We start from the raw sequence: 16,202 nt of genomic DNA on the forward strand, positions 1-16,202 counted from the left end.
GCCCTCTATTGGGGCGGTTTCGGAAACCACGGGAGGAAGTGAAATGAAGCACTTCAACTACACGCCCCTGCTTGCGGGCCTTGCCATCGCCATTCTGGCGGCATCGCCCGTCTTGGCAAAGGAGATGAAGTTCTCAGCCAAGATGGACGGCTCGCATGAAGTTCCGCCCACCGACACCAAAGGCTCGGGCATCGTGCATGCGACCTACGATCCCAGCACGAAGACGCTTAGCTGGACGCTGGAATATAAGGGCCTGACCGGCGAGGCCACTGCAGCGCATTTCCATGGCCCGGCGGCACCTGGTGAAAATGCCGATGTGGCGGTGCCATTGCCCGACGCGGCCAGCGGTTCCAAGGGTTCTGCAACGCTCACGGACGAGCAGGCAGCCGATCTTGAATCTGGCAAATACTACGTCAACGTCCACACTGAAAAATACCCCGACGGCGAAATCCGCGGCCAGGTGGAGAAGGCCGGCAAATAGCCGGCTGCTTCAAGCCGGGCAGGGCCCGGACTGACACTTCGGCTCATCGGGCTTCAAATGAAGAGGGCGCCAGCGGCGCCCTCTTGTGGTTTTCTCAGCGCTTTTCGCGGATGTCGGTCAGGGTGCGCGCTGGCGTGATCGCCTCCGGATCGAGCTTGATCTCGATGATCGCCGGCTTGCCGCTTGCCTTGGCGCGCTCGAAGGCGGGCGCGAAGGCATCCGTCGTCTCCACCGTCTCGCCATGGCCGCCATAGGCGCGGGCAAGGGCGGCGAAGTCAGGATTGCGCAGGTCGGTTCCCTCCACGCGGCCCGGATATTCGCGCTCCTGGTGCATGCGGATTGTGCCGTAGATGCCGTTGTTCACGACCACGACGATGATCGGCAGGTCGTACTGCACGGCGGTGGCGAATTCCTGGCCGTTCATCAGGAAGCAGCCGTCGCCGGCGAAGGCGACCACGGTGCGCTCGGGGAAGGTCGCCTTGGCGGCGACTGCCGCCGGCGTGCCATAGCCCATCGAGCCCGAGGTCGGTGCGCCTTGTGTGGCAAAGCGGCGGAAGCGGTGGAAGCGGTGCACCCAGGTGGCGTAGTTGCCGGCGCCATTGGTGAGGATCGCGTCCTCAGGCAGCACACTTTCCAGATATTCCATGATCGGGCCCATTTGCACTGCGCCGGGGCCGGTTTTGGGCGGGGTTGACCAGGCAACGTAATTTTCGTGCAGCGCGGCCGTGTCGTCGGCCCATACAGGCGTATTGCCCGGCTTGCGCGCGGCAAAGGCTTCCGCAAACGCGGCCGGCGAGGCGTTGATGGCGACCGTGGGACGGTAGACGCGGCCGAGTTCGCTGGAATCCGGATGCACATGCACCAGCGTCTGGTCCGGATAGGGGCTCTTCATCAGCGTGTAGTCGGACGAGGGCATTTCGCCGAAGCGGCCACCGACCAGCAGGATGAGATCCGCCTCCTTTATGCAGGTGGCGAGCTTGGGATTGATGCCGATGCCCACGTCGCCCGCATAATTCGGATGCAGGTGATCGAACAGCATCTGGCGGCGGAACGAACAGCCGACCGGCAGAGACCAGGCTTCGGCAATGGCGCGGAAATCGGCCACCGCTTTCTCGTCCCAGCGCGAGCCGCCAAGAATGGCGAAGGGCCGCTTGGCGCCGGCAAGCAGCCTTTCCAGCTCGGCCAGCTCCGCTTCGCCCGGACGTGCTTCTACCGGCGTGAAGGGCAGGGCTTGCGGTGCCTCGACCAGCGAGGTCAGCATGTCTTCCGGCAGCGAGATCACCACCGGGCCGGGGCGGCCGGAAGTGGCCACCGAGAAGGCGCGGGTGAGAATTTCGGGAATGCGCGCCGCGTCGTCGATCTCGGTCGCCCATTTGGCGATGGGGCCGAAGAAGGCGCGGTAGTCGACCTCCTGAAACGCCTCGCGTTCCTTGGCATGGCTGGCGACCTGGCCGATGAACATGATGAGCGGGATGGAATCCTGCTTGGCGATGTGGATGCCGGCGGACGCATTGGTGGCGCCGGGCCCGCGCGTGACGAAGCAGATGCCGGGCTTGCCGGTCAGCCGGCCGGCGCAGTCGGCCATCATCGCAGCGCCGCCTTCCTGGCGGCAGACGATGGTCTGGATGGGGGAGTCGTACAGCGCGTCCAGCACGGCGAGGTAGGACTCGCCCGGCACGCAGTAGACCCGCTCGACGCCATTGGCCTCGAGTGCTTCGACGATCAGCTTGCCGCCGGTTTTCATGATCCCGTTTTCTCCAGTTCCCTGAGTATCTCTTCTGTGTGCTCGCCAAGGCGCGGCGAGGGCCGTTCGTAGGTCAGCGGCGTTTCGGACAGCACCATCGGCGCGCGCACCGAAGGCAGCATGTTGCCGTGGCCGTCGTCGAGGTCGAGACGCATGCCGCGCGCAATCACCTGCGGGTCGGCGAAGGCCTGGCCGATATTGTTGATCGGGCTTGCCGGCACGTGCGACTTTTCCAGCGCGTCCAGAAGCGGCGCGCGCTCGAAGGCGGCGAGGGCGGCCACGATCTTCTCGCGCAGCGTTACGCGGTTGGCCACGCGCGCTGAATTGGTGGCGTAGAGCGGATCGTCGGCCAGCTGCTCAAGGCCGATCACCGCGCAGAACTTCCGGAACTGCCCGTCATTGCCGACAGCGAGGATGAAGTGGCCATCCTTCACCGGCAGCACCTCGTAGGGTGCGATGTTGGGGTGGGCGTTGCCCATCTGCACCGGCGGCACGCCGGAGACCAGATAATTCAGGTTCTGGTTGGCAAGCACGGAAACCTGCGCGTCGAACAGCGCCATGTCGATGTGCTGGCCCTGGCCGGTGGCTTCGGCGTGGCGAAGTGCTGCCTGGATCGCGATCACCGAATAGAGGCCGGTGAAAATGTCGGTGACGGCGACCCCCACCTTCTGCGGCTCGCCGCCGGCCGGCCCGGTGATCGACATCAGGCCCGACATGCCCTGCACGATGAAGTCGTAGCCCGCGCGCGGCGCGTAGGGGCCGGACTGGCCGAAGCCGGTGATCGAGCAATAGACCAGCTTCGGGTTGATTTCGCGCAGGCTTTCATAGTCGAGGCCATACTTCTTCAGGCCGCCAAGCTTGAAGTTCTCGATCAGCACGTCGGCGGTGGCGACGAGCTTGCGGATCGTCTCGGCGCCCTCGGGCGTGGAAAAATCGATGGCGATGGAGCGCTTGCCGCGGTTGCAGGAATGGTAATAGGCGGCCGAAAGGTTTTCGCCGTCATGGCCTTCCACGAAGGGCGGCCCCCACTTGCGGGTGTCGTCGCCGCCGTTCGGGCTCTCGACCTTGATGACGTCGGCGCCCAGATCGGCCAGCAACTGCCCGGCCCAGGGCCCGGCGAGAATGCGGGCAAGCTCGATGACCCGGATGCCGTGAAGTGGAGGATTAGCCATGAAACGCCCTGGAGAGAATTGAGGGGATGCAGATGCTCTAGCAACATTCGGCCCGGCGTGTCACGGGCGATGCGCTGTGCCAGGCTCGGTTGCGCTCAATTTGCCACCGTCCGTTCGGCCCAGTCGGCGAATTGCGCCATGATGATGTGGCGATTCACCTCGTTCAAGCTTTCGTGGCGGGTATCGGCGTAAACCTTTGCAAACAGATTCGAAAACCCTTGCCGGTCGAGTCGGATCGCGAGATCGGTGATCGCCTTGCAGCCGTTGGTTGCCGGGTCCTTCTGGCCGCCCACTAGGTGGAAGGGAAGGTCGCGGCGAAGCCCGGCGAAGTTGCGGTCATCGGCACCGTAGAAGATCATCTCGAAAACGTCCTGCCACATCGACACCGAGGCATCCCAGCCGCAGAGCGGGTCGGCGACATATTTGTCGACCTCGGCCTCGTCGCGGGACAGCCAGTCGAAATCGGTGCGGTGGTTCGGCACCTTCTTCGCCCAGTCCTGGAAGGTCAGTTTTGGCAGGATGCGCGACGGCACGTCAGAGCCCATGCGGAAGCGCTCATAGGCCAGCAGCGCCTGCGCCAGCCGGCCGAGCATCCCGGCGGAGAAATTGGCGTTCCAGATCGCGGCGGCGCGCACGCCTTCGGGGTGGCGCAGCAGATAATTCAGCGCAACGACGCCGCCCATCGAGTGGCCGAACACGATGACGGGCAGGTCGGCGTTTTCCTCCGCGATCAGCCGATGGATGGCGGCGACATCTGCGATCACGCTTGCCACGCCGTCCGTTGCTCCGAACACGCCGCGCGGCGCATCCGGCGCGGAGGAAAAGCCATGGCCGCGATGGTCGTGGGCGTAAACGTGGAAGCCGCGAGCGGCCATGAAGTCGGCGAAGCGGGCATAGCGCGCCGCGTGCTCGGCCAGACCGTGATTGATCTGCACGACGCCGAGCGGCCGCCCCTCGGCGCGGCGCGTATAGAGCTTGATCTTCGCGCCGGTCGGCGACTGGAAAAGCAATTGTCTGTCGAACGGCATGGCCTTCTTCCCCCAGCCGACTGTGGCGATGGCCGGGGAGGGCGTCAAGGGAGTTACGGGCAGGCTGTCAGGAGCCGGCCGGGCCGCTCTTGTGTGTCACGAGGCTGCCCATATACTGCGCTGACTTCCGTCTCGGCTCGGAGACTTTCGCCGCGTTTTTACGAAAGCGCCACCGCAACCGCACCGCAAGTCGTCGCCATGCAGCCGATCATTTCCGTCTCGAACCTGTCCAAGACCTATGCGTCCGGCTTCCAGGCGCTGAAGAACATCAATCTCGATATCCGCCGGGGCGAAATCTTCGCGCTGCTCGGGCCCAACGGCGCCGGCAAGACCACGCTGATCAGCATCATCTGCGGCATCGTCAATCCGTCCGAAGGCACGGTGCTGGCCGACGGCCACGACATCGTCAGGGACTTCCGCGCGGCCCGCTCGCGCATCGGCCTGGTGCCGCAGGAGCTGGCGACCGACGCGTTCGAGACCGTCTGGAACACCGTCAGCTTCAGCCGCGGCCTGTTCGGCAAGCGGCGCAATGCTGCCCACATCGAGAAGGTGCTGAAGGAGCTCTCGCTCTGGGACAAGAGAAATAGCCAGATCATCACGCTTTCCGGCGGCATGAAGCGCCGCGTCATGATCGCCAAGGCGCTGTCGCATGAGCCGCAGATACTGTTCCTCGACGAGCCCACGGCCGGCGTCGATGTCGAGCTTCGGCGCGACATGTGGGACGTGGTGCGCGCGCTGCGCGACACCGGCGTCACCATCATCCTCACCACGCATTACATCGAGGAGGCCGAGCAGATGGCCGACCGGGTGGGCGTCATCAGCCATGGCGAGATCATACTGGTCGAGGAAAAGGCCGAACTGATGCGCAAGCTCGGCCGCAAGCAGCTCACGCTGCAGCTCCAGGGCCAGCTCGAGCGGGTGCCGCCAGCGCTGGCCAACCACGGGCTGGAGCTGGCCGACGGCGGGCACGAGCTCGTCTACACCTATGACACGCAGGGCGAGCGAACCGGCATCACCTCGCTGCTCAAGGACCTCAACGATGCCGGCATCCGCTTCAAGGACCTGCAGACCAGGCAGAGTTCGCTGGAAGACATCTTCGTCAATCTGGTGAGGGAACGGCGATGAATTTTTACGCGATCCGCGCGATCTACCTGTTCGAGATGTCGCGGACCTGGCGCACGCTTTTGCAAAGCATCGTCTCGCCGGTCATCTCCACCTCGCTCTATTTCGTGGTCTTTGGCGCGGCCATCGGCTCGCGCATCAGCGAGATCAACGGGATCAGCTACGGCGCCTTCATCGTGCCGGGCCTCATCATGCTCTCGCTGCTTACGCAAAGTATCTCCAATGCCTCCTTCGGCATCTATTTCCCGAAATTCGTCGGCACGATCTACGAGATACTCTCGGCGCCGGTTTCCTATCTGGAGATCGTCATCGCCTATGTCGGCGCGGCGGCGTCGAAATCCACCATCCTCGGCCTGATCATCCTGGCAACCGCCTCGCTGTTCGTGCCGCTACACATCGAGCACCCGTTCTGGATGGCTCTGTTCCTGGTGCTGACGGCAGTGACCTTCAGCCTGTTCGGCTTCATCATCGGCATCTGGGCCGACAATTTCGAGAAGCTGCAGCTGGTGCCGCTGCTCATCGTCACCCCGCTGACCTTTCTCGGCGGCAGCTTCTATTCCATCGAGATGCTGCCGCCGTTCTGGCAGAAGGTCACGCTGTTCAACCCGGTGGTCTATCTGGTCAGCGGCTTCCGCTGGAGCTTCTTCGGCATCGCCGACGTGAATGTCGGCATCAGCCTAGGCATGACGCTGGTGTTTCTTGCCATCTGCCTGACAACGGTGTGGTGGATTTTCAGGACAGGCTGGCGGATCAAGGCGTAGGTTTGCTCGCCACCCTTGGGGCCGCGAGATCGGGGGCGTCCCATTGCCTCAGCAGGTCAGAAAAGCCGAAAGCATTTGCCGTTTGGGCCCGTATCGCCTACATAGCGCTCAACCTGAAGAACCCAATCCTCACAATCGATTCATGGGATAAGCGCGCGTGGCACGCCAGTTCATCTATCACATGGCCGGGCTGAACAAGGCCTATGGCACCAAGAAAGTCCTCGAAAACATCCACCTGTCCTTCTACCCCGACGCCAAGATCGGCATCCTGGGCCCCAACGGCGCCGGTAAGTCGACGATCCTCAAGATCATGGCCGGGCTGGACAAGGAATACACCGGCGAAGCCTGGCTCGCCGAGGGCGCGACCGTCGGCTACCTCGCGCAGGAGCCGCATCTCGACCCGGCCAAGACCGTGTTCGAAAACGTCATGGACGGCGTGAAGAAGAAGACGGCCATCATCGAGCGCTACAATGAGCTGATGATGAACTACTCCGACGAGACTGCCGATGAATCGGCGCATCTCCAGGACGAGATGGACCGCCTGAACCTGTGGGATCTCGAACAGCAGGTCGAGATGGCGATGGAGGCGCTGGCCTGCCCGCCCAAGGACGCAGAGGTGACCAACCTTTCGGGTGGTGAGCGCCGCCGCGTGGCGCTGTGCCGTCTGCTACTGGAAGAGCCCGACCTGCTGCTGCTCGACGAACCGACCAACCACCTCGACGCCGAGACCACGGCCTGGCTTGAAAAGCACCTGCGCGCCTACAAGGGCTCGGTGCTGCTCATCACCCACGACCGCTACTTCCTCGACAACGTCACCGGCTGGATCCTCGAGCTCGACCGTGGCCGCGGCATCCCCTACGAGGGCAACTACACCGCCTATCTGGAAGCCAAGGCCAAGCGTCTCAAGCAGGAAGGCCGCGAGGACGATGCCCGCCAGCGCGCCATCAGCCGCGAGCGCGAATGGATCGCGTCCAGCCCCAAGGCGCGCCAGACCAAGTCCAAAGCCCGTATCAAGGCCTTCGAGGATCTGCTGGAGGCCGCCGACAGCCGCCGCCCGAGCGACACGCAGATCGTCATCCCGCATAGCGAGCGCCTCGGCAATGTGGTCATCGAGGTCGATGGCATCAGCAAGGGCTTCGGCGACGAGCTGCTGATCGAGGACCTGTCGTTCAAGCTGCCGCCCGGCGGCATCGTCGGCGTCATCGGCCCGAACGGCGCCGGCAAGACCACGCTGTTCAAGATGATCACCGGACAGGAAAAGCCCGATTCCGGTTCCATCCGCGTCGGCGAGACCGTCAAGCTCGGCTATGTCGACCAGAGCCGCGACGCGCTCGACCCGAACAAGACCGTCTGGGAAGAGATTTCCGGCGGCGCTGAGGTGGTCAAGCTCGGCAAGTTCGAGGCCAACACCCGCGCCTATTGCTCGTCGTTCAACTTCCGCGGCGGCGACCAGCAGCAGAAGGTGGGCAACCTCTCCGGCGGTCAGCGCAACCGCGTGCACCTTGCCAAGATGCTGAAGACCGGCGGCAACGTGCTGCTGCTCGACGAACCGACCAACGACCTCGACACCGAGACGCTGGCGGCCCTTGAGGACGCGCTGGAAAACTACGCCGGCTGCGCCGTCATCATCTCCCACGATCGTATGTTCCTCGATCGTCTGGCCACACACATCCTGGCCTTCGAGGGCGACAGCCATGTCGAGTGGTTCGAGGGCAACTTCGAAGACTACGAGAAGGACAAGGTCCGTCGTCTCGGCCCCGATGCGCTGACCCCGCACCGGATGACCTACAAGCGCCTCACCCGCTAAGGCGGTTTCATCAGCGCCCCGCCCACAAAGGCGGGGCGTTTCGTTTGGAGGTTTGCGCGATGAAAGACTGGTCCGCCTCGCAATATCTGAAGTTCGAGGACGAGCGCACGCGCCCGGCGCGGGACCTGCTGGCGCAGATTCCGCTCGAGGCGCCGCGCCATGTCGTCGACATCGGCTGCGGGCCGGGCAATTCCACCGAGCTTCTTGCCGCACGCTGGCCCGGTGCCAGGGTTTCGGGCTTCGACAGCTCGCCGGCTATGATCGAGGAGGCGAAGAAGCGGCTGCCCTCGGTGGATTTCCGGATCGCGGATGCCGAAAGCTGGACGCCGGATGAGCCGGTCGACGTCATCTTCGCCAATGCCGTGTTCCAGTGGCTGCCGGACCATCAGGCGGTTATGGCGCGCCTTTTCGGGCTGCTCGCGCCCGGCGGCTTCCTTGCCGTGCAGATGCCGGACAATATCGGCGAGCCCTCCCATGTGGCCATGCGCGAGACAGCTGCCGCCATGCCGTTTGCCGAAAGGATCGCCGGCGCGGCGCGGGCGCCGCTGCCGCCGGTCTCCTCCTATTACGACCTCTTGGCGCCGCTTTCGGCGCGGCTCGACATCTGGCACACGATCTACAATCACCCGCTGGCCAATGCTGCCGCGATCGTGGAGTGGGTGAAGGGGACCGGGCTGAAGCCTTTTGTCGATCCGCTCGAGGAGAACGAGAGGCAGGTGTTTCTGGAAGCCTACACTGCACGCATCGCCGTGGCCTATCCGCCGGCGGCGAATGGCAAGGTGCTGCTGCGCTTCCCGCGCCTGTTCATCGTGGCCCAGCGAAAGTAGGCATCAACCTGCTTGGCGCGGCAAGTTAATCTGGCGTAAACTGCCGCACTGCAACAATATTGGCTGACGATCTTGAAGACGTGCGCACAAAGATCGTTGAGGGAATGCGCACGGGACAATCAAAAGCATGCATCGCGTAATCATCAGCGGCATCGGCGTCGAAATCCCCGAGGCTTCCATTACCAATGAAGAGCTGGTCGCAAGCTTCAACAGCTGGGTCGATGTCGAAAATTCTGACCGGGCCGCGCGGGGACTGGAGCTGCTTTCGAAATCGGATGCCGATTTCATCGTCCAGGCTTCGGGCGTGAAGAAGCGGCATGTGATCGAACGCGAGGGCATTCTGGACCCGGCCCGCATGGCGCCGCGCATTCCCGCCCGTGCCGACGAGGAGCTTTCGCTCGAAGCCGAGTTCGGCATCGCCTCGGCGCGCAAGGCACTGGCCCATGCCGGCGTCGAGCCCGGCGAGGTCGATCTTGTCATCTGCTCGGCCTCGCACCACCAGCGGCCATACCCGGCGATCGCCATCGAGATGCAGCAGGCCATGGGCACGCAAGGCGCGGGCTTCGACATGGGGCTGGGCTGCTCATCCGCCGCCGCAGGGCTGCACGTGGCCGCCGGCCTGGTGCGCTCCGGCGTGCAGAAGCGGGTGCTGGTCTCAACGCCGGAGATCATCACCGGGCATCTCAACTTCCGGGACCGCCAGACGCATTTCATCTTCGGCGACGCCTCAGCCTCCATGGTGGTGGAAGCGATCGGCGAGGACGAGGTGCGCCCCGGCTGCTTCGAGGTGCTGGACACGCGGCTCTGGACCCATCTTTCCAGCAATATCCGCACCAATCTCGGCTATCTCACCCGCACGGCCCAGGACGATCCCTACATGATCGAGCTGGAAGGCAACATGATCAAGCAGGTGGGCAACCGGGTGTTCAAGGATGTCACCGTCGCCGGCCACCGCTTCATCGTCGACTTCCTGGCCGAGCACGGCCAGACGCCCGACGACATCCGCCGCTTCTGGCTGCATCAGGCCAATGCGCGCATGAACGCCATGATCCTCAAGCTCTCCTTCGGCCACGAGGTCGGCCACGATCGCGCGCCGATGGTGCTGGAGCGGCTGGGCAACACGGCCGGTGCCGGCGCGGTGATCGCGCTTGAGGAAAACCATGCCGACATGAAGCCCGGCGACTACGGCCTGCTCTGCGCCTTCGGCGCAGGCTATTCCATCGGCGGCGCGCTGCTCAGGATGATGTAGGGGCGGGCGGCCTCAGCTTCTGCACCAATCATCTTCCGTCATCCACCGATCAGGCTTTCTGGCTGGACGCGGGGCGGGTGCGGCGGCATGTTCGTGCCGAATCCCGAGGACATCCCATGCTCGACCTGCTGACACCTGCCCAAGACATCGAAATCCTGCCCGCCCGCAAGCTCGCCGCCAGGGTGGCCGGCGTCTACATCGCCGAGAACGATGACTTCGAAACGCGCGCGACCGAGGCGCTGGAGCTGGATTTCCGGGGCATCCTCAATGACTATCATGCCGGACACACGCGCCGCTCTGGCGGGCGCGAGCCTTGGTATCCGCGCGGCACCGAGATGCGCAACGAGCGCCAGCTCTCCATCCTCGCGCCGGACGAACTGGCCCTGGCGGCGCACGGGATGGGCCTTGCCGAGATCAAGCCGGAATGGATCGGCGCCAACCTCGTCCTCGACGGCCTGCCCCACCTTTCCATGCTGCCGTCCGGGACGCTGCTGTTCTTCAAGGGCGGCGTGACGCTCAAGGTAGACTCGCAGAACGGCCCATGCCGCATCGCCGGCCGCCGCATCGCCGAGCGCGCCGGCATGCCCGACCTCGATGTCGGGGCGCTGCTGTTCCCCAAGGTGGCCAAGCGCCTGCGCGGCCTCGTCGCCTGGGTGGAAAAGCCGGGCCGCATCGAAGCCGGCGAGGAGGTCTCGGTGCGCGTGCCCGAACAGTGGCTCTACCGGGCCTGAGCCTGTCGCCGGACAGCGCGCCCTCGCCTTAAGGATAGCGCACGGGGCTCGACCACGCTGGGCCTTCGTGTTTTTGCCAGTAAAGATCCTTCAGGCGTGTGGTCATCGAGCCGACCTTGCCATCGGCTACCGGCACACCATCGATCCTCGTCACCGGCATGATGCCGCCGGCGGTTGACGTGATGAACACCTCCTCGGCTCCGCGCAGGGCCTCGACGCTGACGGCTGTGGCGGCCGCCTCGACGCCCAGTTCCGCGCACAGGTCGAACACGGTGCGCCTCGTGATGCCCGGTAGCACGCCAGTTGCGGGCGTCGCCAGACGGCCGTCCTTCACGGTGAACACGTTGAAGCCGGGGCCCTCGGCGACATTGCCATCGAAGTCGAGCAACAGCGCCGTCTCGGCATTGTTGTCATAGGCGTCGTAAAGGCCGCGCACGAGGTCGAGCCAGTGATAGTTCTTGATCGCCGGGTCGACCGACGCCGGCGGTATGCGCACTCGGTGGCTGATGGCCACATGCAAGCCGCGCTCCATCTGCTCGGCATTGGCGACCGAGCCGAGGGGAATGGCAAACGCCATGAAGCGGTTCACCGCATCGCGCGGATCGCGGCTGAAGGTGGGCGAGGCGCCGCGCGTGCACAGCATCTCGACATAGGCCGAGCGGTGGCCGGAAAGCGCGACGCAGTTGTGCAGGATCTCCGCCACGGCGTCCCGGTCGTAGGGGATGCTCATGCGCAGCCGCTCCAGCCCGCCGAAGAAGCGCTCGATATGCAGGCCGAGGCGGAAGAAGCGGCCGTTCCACACATGCACCGTGTCGTAGGTGGCATCGGAGTGCAGGAAGCCGTAATCCAGCACCGAGACCTTGGCCTCCGACATCGGCACATATTGGCCGTCGAGATAGGCGACGCCGCTTGGATAGCTGTGCGGGTCCACATGGCGGCTGCCAACTTCCGGCAGCGCAGAAACCTGTCGGTCCATTTCCTCCTCCTCTGTTTCGGCCCGATGCTGTCGGGCGAGGAAGGATCAGGCCATATTCCATGGGGCCCGGACCATGAGGCCAGCCGAAGCCCGAAAAAACCTATTCTTCCTCCTCGTCCGGGTCGAGCAGGCGCGTCGCGCGCCAGCCGGTCAGCACGCCATTGACCTGGTCGATGACGAAGAAGCGCGCAGAGTCGCGGTCATAGCCTTCCTCCAGCAGCCTCTCATAGTCAGTGTGCTGGTGGCGCACATGCGCCACCGTCGCCAGCCATACGGCGATTGACGGCGGTAGCGTCTTCAGATGCGGCGCGCTTGCGTCGGCGCGGATGCGCTCGGTGTCGGCATAGGGCGCCATCGGCAGCAGCGCCGTCAGCGCCTTGGCGATGGCGCGTTGGCGGCCGGTCGAGGGTTTCATTGGCCGGACCGCTCGAATACCGCATCGGCACAGGCATCGACGCTCGGGATATATGGCTTCAGGTCGATGACCGGGGTTCCGTCGAGCACATCGATCGCCTCCAGCGTCAGCACCCCGGCCTCGATGTCCAGCCCGACCATGCGCACGACATGCAGGCCCACCGGGTTCGGACGGGCCGGCGAGCGCAACGCGAAAACGCCCTTGGCCTCGGCCGCATGGCGCGGCTTCTGGATGATCAGGTTGCGCGGCGCGTGCTGCAGCCAGGTCAGCACCACAACATGGCTGGCGCGGCCGAGCCCTTCCAGCCCCGGCCGGTAGGGCGCGTCGATCTCGATGGTCGCGCCGCCGCCCTTTTCGCGCGCCGCGCCCATGTTCTTCGGGCAATCCTCGCGCCTGGTCCAGGGCGAGCGGATGCGGCCGATGAACACGATGTGGTCGTCTCCGGGCATCCCGGCGGGGTCCTCGGGCAGCGCCTGCTCGCCCTCGCGTGTTTCGAACATGCCCATTTCTCCGACCATCCTGCTGTTGAGCCGCCTTTGCCGTTGCAAAACGTACCGACATCACATAAAGATATGTTTATGTCTTTCTGCAAGAGGCCGGCATGCGCGTAACCCTCGACATTCTCGTTGATACATTGAAGGCGGCGGCCGAATCCAGCCGCCTGCGCATTCTGGCGCTGTTGTCGCACGGCGATCTCACCGTGTCCGACCTTACCGAAATCCTCAACCAGTCGCAGCCGCGCGTTTCGCGCCACCTGAAGCTGCTGCTGGAGGCGGGGCTGATCGAGCGCTACCAGGAGGGCTCCTGGGCGTTCTTCCGGGTCACGGATTCCGATGGCGGCCGCGAATTCGTGCAAGGGCTGGTCTCGCGCGTGCATGACGGCGACCCGCAGATCGAGCGCGACCTGGAGCGGCTGGCCGCCGTGAAGCGGCGGCGGCAGGAGAGGGCGCGCGAATATTTCAACGAGAACGCCGCGAGCTGGGACGAGATCCGCTCGCTGCACGTGCCCGACAAGGCGGTGGAGACCGCGCTGCTGAAGCTGGTCGGCAAGCGTCCGTTCCAGACCATGCTCGACCTCGGCACCGGCACCGGGCGCCTGCTGGAGATTTTTGCGCCGCTTTACCGGCGCGGCATCGGCATCGACATGTCGCGCGAGATGCTGACGGTGGCGCGCGCCAATCTCGACAAGGCCGGCATTTCCAACGCGCAGGTGCGGCTGGGCGATATCTATGCGCCGCCGGTCGAGCGCGATTCCTTCGACCTCATTACCATTCACCAGGTGCTGCACTATCTAGATGATCCGGCACTGGCGATCCGCGAGGCCGCGCGGCTGCTGAGGCCCGCCGGCCGGCTGGTGATCGTCGATTTCGCTGCGCACGCGCTGGAATTCCTGCGCGAGGAGCATGCGCATATGCGGCTCGGCTTCTCCGACCGCCAGATCGCCGAGTGGTTCACCGAAGCCGGGCTCGACCTGGAGGAGACCCAGGATTTCGAACCGCGCGGCGGCGCGGAAGCCAAGCTCACCGTCAAACTCTGGCTCGGCCGAGACCGCCGCCTGCTGATTGCCGATCCTACCCCAAGTACCGCAAGGGAAACTGCCTGATGAACAATTTCGGATTTTCGCGTCGACCGGGTATAGGGGGCAAGATCAGCGTTTCCTTCGAATTCTTCCCCCCGAAGACCGAGGAGATGGAGGCGCGGCTGTGGGATACGGTGACGCGGCTTGAGCCGCTGCAGCCGGAATTCGTCTCGGTGACCTATGGCGCCGGCGGCTCGACGCGCGAGCGCACGGCGCGCACCGTCAGGCGCATCCTGACCGAGACGACGCTGACGCCCGCCGCGCACCTGACCTGCGTCGATGCCGTGCGCGGCGAGATCGACAAGGTCATCGGCGAATTCGTCGAGATGGGCGTGACCCGCTTCGTGGCATTGCGCGGCGACCCGGTGGAAGGCGTGGGGGCGTGCTACCGGCCGCATCCGGGCGGCTATGCCAATGGTGCCGAACTGGTGGGCGCGCTGAAGAGCGTCGGCGATTTCGACATCTCGGTCTCGGCCTATCCCGAAAAGCACCCCGAGAGCCCCGATTTTGCCACCGACATCGACATGCTGAAGCGCAAGGTCGACAATGGCGCCACGCGCGCCATCACCCAGTTCTTCTTCGACAACGATCTCTATGAACGCTACGTCGAGCGTGTGCGCCGGGCCGGCATCTACATCCCCATCGTGCCGGGCGTGCTGCCGGTGCACAACTTCGCGCAGGTGGCCAATTTCTCGGCGCGCGCCGGCGCGCATGTGCCGGCGTGGCTGGTCGAACGCTTCGACGGGCTGCAGAGCGACCCGCAGACCCATGCGCTGGTGGCCGCGGCGGTTGCCGCCGAGCAGGTGCTGGACCTTGTGGAACGCGGCGTGGACGACTTCCACTTCTACACCATGAACCGTGCAGAACTATCACTGGCCATATGCCATATGATCGGCATTCGCCCCCAGGCGCCGGCGGCTGTTCCAAGTTCGGCCGCGGCCTGAAGGGCTGTCGTCGCGAGGCCTCAAAAGGAAAGGCCGGGCGCTTGGCCCGGCCTTTCGAATGTTGCCGGCGGTGCCGGCCCCCAACAGCTCTGGGCCTAGGGAAGAACTCCCATGATCAGGGCGCCTATAACAGCGAATGCAGCGCAAATCATCAATGCGTTGATCGGCCGTGCAAGTCCCATAACTAGCCTCCTGTTTGAGCTAATGGGGCCGGAGTCTAGGGGACTTTGAGCCACAGGCAAGCACAAATCATGCTGCAATGCGACACATATGGCCCGAATGCGACCCCACCTGTCGGCCTTAGCCTTTGAAAAAATTGATCAAAAGCCGGCTTAGGACTTGTGAATAAATTGTGGCGGAGTGTCGTCTTTTTTGCGTCGAATCCGCTCCAGAATCCTGCCGTCGATGGTCACCAGGCCGATGCCGATCAGCGCCATGCCTGCCAGTTCGACCGCTTCCAGCCTCTCTCCGAGGAACATCATGCCGAGCAGGGCCGCACTTACCGGCACGATCAGCGTCACCAGCGACGCATTGGTAGCGCCGGCCGAGGCGACCAGGTTGAAGAACAGGATGTAGGCAAAGGCGGTGGACAACAACGCCAGCGCCAGCACCGCCGCCCACACCGGTAGGCTGGCCGAAAACAGGCCCGAGGTGCCGTGTACCAGCGCCACCACCGGGACCATGATGACGGCCGAGGCGGCAAGCTGGCCGGTCGCCACCACCGGCGGCGGCAGGGCGCGGAAGCGCCGCGCCACGATCAGCGCCACGGCATAGGAAAGGGCTGCGCCGATCAGCGCGAATTTCGCCCACACCGGGCCGCCCAGCCCAGCCAGCAGGCCGGGGCCGATCATCACCGCTGTGCCGGCAATGCCAAGCAGAATGCCGGCCAGCTTGTTGCGCGTCAGCTTCTCGTCGTCGGTGAACAGGTTGGCGACGATCAGCGTCCAGAACGGCGTAGTGGCGTTGAGAACCGCAGCGAGCCCGGCGCCGAGCTCTGTCTGGCCAAGGAAGATCAGCGAGAAGGGGATGATGTTGTTGAGCAGCGCCAGCGCGAAGAACGGGGCGATGTAGGGCAGCGCGAGCCGGATCGAAGGCCCGCGCAGGCCCAGATAGACGAGCAGCGCAACAGCGGCGATCGTCACGCGGAACAGCACAAGCACCAGCGGCTGGATTTCGGCGACCGCGATGCGGGCGAAGAAGAACGAGCCGCCCCAGATCGCGCCGAGCAGCAGAAGCTGGCCCCAGTCCCTCGCGTTCATCGTCGTCCGCGCCCTGCCGGCGATGGAACCTGTGCCCATAAAAATCCCCTCGGAGCTGCGCCGGTGGAATGAAACTCGCCCATCCCGATGCAATTGGGATGGAGCAG

At 64.6% G+C, this 16,202-nt stretch carries 16 protein-coding genes; 9 read left to right on the forward strand and 7 right to left on the reverse strand.

Features of this window, described 5'->3' with window-relative positions:
- Positions 1 to 43: 43 nt before the first annotated feature.
- A complete protein-coding gene (locus tag AC3A4H_RS10215) occupies positions 44 to 481 on the forward strand; it encodes a CHRD domain-containing protein (protein ID WP_487766590.1) in 438 nt (145 codons plus the stop codon).
- A 94-nt stretch (positions 482 to 575) separates the two neighbouring features.
- On the opposite strand, the gene AC3A4H_RS10220 is transcribed toward AC3A4H_RS10215, so the two are convergent.
- The 3 genes from AC3A4H_RS10220 to AC3A4H_RS10230 form a co-directional block, all read right to left on the reverse strand.
- Positions 576 to 2,225, reverse strand: a complete 1,650-nt coding sequence (locus tag AC3A4H_RS10220) for a thiamine pyrophosphate-binding protein (RefSeq protein ID WP_487766591.1) — start codon at positions 2,223 to 2,225, stop codon at positions 576 to 578.
- Complete coding sequence (locus AC3A4H_RS10225) at positions 2,222 to 3,397, reverse strand: CaiB/BaiF CoA transferase family protein (protein ID WP_487766592.1); 1,176 nt, start codon at positions 3,395 to 3,397, stop codon at positions 2,222 to 2,224. The genes AC3A4H_RS10220 and AC3A4H_RS10225 overlap by 4 nt, the downstream gene beginning before the upstream one ends.
- A gap of 95 nt (positions 3,398 to 3,492) precedes the next feature.
- Entirely contained in the window at positions 3,493 to 4,425 is a 933-nt protein-coding gene (locus tag AC3A4H_RS10230; protein WP_487766593.1) for an alpha/beta fold hydrolase, read from the reverse strand.
- 198 nt (positions 4,426 to 4,623) lie between these two features.
- On the opposite strand from AC3A4H_RS10230, the gene AC3A4H_RS10235 reads away from it, so the two are divergent.
- From AC3A4H_RS10235 to AC3A4H_RS10260, 6 genes are all read left to right on the forward strand, one after another.
- Positions 4,624 to 5,550 (forward strand): ABC transporter ATP-binding protein, encoded by a 927-nt coding sequence (locus AC3A4H_RS10235; RefSeq protein WP_487766594.1) that lies wholly within the window; start codon positions 4,624 to 4,626, stop codon positions 5,548 to 5,550.
- Positions 5,547 to 6,308, forward strand: coding sequence for an ABC transporter permease (locus AC3A4H_RS10240; RefSeq protein ID WP_487766595.1), 762 nt, complete (start codon positions 5,547 to 5,549; stop codon positions 6,306 to 6,308). Before AC3A4H_RS10235 ends, AC3A4H_RS10240 begins: the two co-directional genes overlap by 4 nt.
- A gap of 157 nt (positions 6,309 to 6,465) precedes the next feature.
- On the forward strand, positions 6,466 to 8,115 hold the full coding sequence (ettA, locus tag AC3A4H_RS10245; RefSeq protein ID WP_487766596.1) for an energy-dependent translational throttle protein EttA: 1,650 nt from the start codon (positions 6,466 to 6,468) through the stop codon (positions 8,113 to 8,115).
- A gap of 59 nt (positions 8,116 to 8,174) precedes the next feature.
- Positions 8,175 to 8,942 carry a trans-aconitate 2-methyltransferase gene (gene tam, locus AC3A4H_RS10250; protein ID WP_487766597.1) on the forward strand — a complete coding sequence of 256 codons (768 nt, stop codon included), beginning with the start codon at positions 8,175 to 8,177 and terminating at the stop codon, positions 8,940 to 8,942.
- Between the two features lie 127 nt (positions 8,943 to 9,069).
- Positions 9,070 to 10,191, forward strand: a complete 1,122-nt coding sequence (locus AC3A4H_RS10255; protein ID WP_487766598.1) for a beta-ketoacyl-ACP synthase III — start codon at positions 9,070 to 9,072, stop codon at positions 10,189 to 10,191.
- A gap of 116 nt (positions 10,192 to 10,307) precedes the next feature.
- Positions 10,308 to 10,922, forward strand: coding sequence for an MOSC domain-containing protein (locus tag AC3A4H_RS10260; RefSeq protein ID WP_487766599.1), 615 nt, complete (start codon positions 10,308 to 10,310; stop codon positions 10,920 to 10,922).
- A gap of 28 nt (positions 10,923 to 10,950) precedes the next feature.
- Here AC3A4H_RS10260 and AC3A4H_RS10265 read toward each other — a convergent pair whose 3' ends face one another.
- The 3 genes from AC3A4H_RS10265 to tsaA all read right to left on the reverse strand — a co-directional run bounded on the left by AC3A4H_RS10265 (position 10,951) and on the right by tsaA (position 12,813).
- Entirely contained in the window at positions 10,951 to 11,898 is a 948-nt protein-coding gene (locus AC3A4H_RS10265) for an aminotransferase class IV (RefSeq protein WP_487766600.1), read from the reverse strand.
- Between the two features lie 100 nt (positions 11,899 to 11,998).
- Entirely contained in the window at positions 11,999 to 12,313 is a 315-nt protein-coding gene (locus tag AC3A4H_RS10270; RefSeq protein WP_487766601.1) for a DUF2293 domain-containing protein, read from the reverse strand.
- Complete coding sequence (gene tsaA, locus AC3A4H_RS10275) at positions 12,310 to 12,813, reverse strand: tRNA (N6-threonylcarbamoyladenosine(37)-N6)-methyltransferase TrmO (protein ID WP_487766602.1); 504 nt, start codon at positions 12,811 to 12,813, stop codon at positions 12,310 to 12,312. The genes AC3A4H_RS10270 and tsaA overlap by 4 nt, the downstream gene beginning before the upstream one ends.
- Positions 12,814 to 12,914: 101 nt before the next feature.
- On the opposite strand from tsaA, the gene AC3A4H_RS10280 reads away from it, so the two are divergent.
- Complete coding sequence (locus AC3A4H_RS10280; RefSeq protein WP_487766603.1) at positions 12,915 to 13,916, forward strand: ArsR/SmtB family transcription factor; 1,002 nt, start codon at positions 12,915 to 12,917, stop codon at positions 13,914 to 13,916.
- Positions 13,916 to 14,836 (forward strand): methylenetetrahydrofolate reductase [NAD(P)H], encoded by a 921-nt coding sequence (metF, locus tag AC3A4H_RS10285; protein ID WP_487766604.1) that lies wholly within the window; start codon positions 13,916 to 13,918, stop codon positions 14,834 to 14,836. The genes AC3A4H_RS10280 and metF overlap by 1 nt, the downstream gene beginning before the upstream one ends.
- A 332-nt stretch (positions 14,837 to 15,168) precedes the next feature.
- On the opposite strand, the gene AC3A4H_RS10290 is transcribed toward metF, so the two are convergent.
- Positions 15,169 to 16,134 (reverse strand): DMT family transporter, encoded by a 966-nt coding sequence (locus AC3A4H_RS10290; RefSeq protein ID WP_487766605.1) that lies wholly within the window; start codon positions 16,132 to 16,134, stop codon positions 15,169 to 15,171.
- Positions 16,135 to 16,202: the final 68 nt, after the last annotated feature.

Source organism: Pseudaminobacter sp. Soil_N_29, assembly GCF_057656055.1.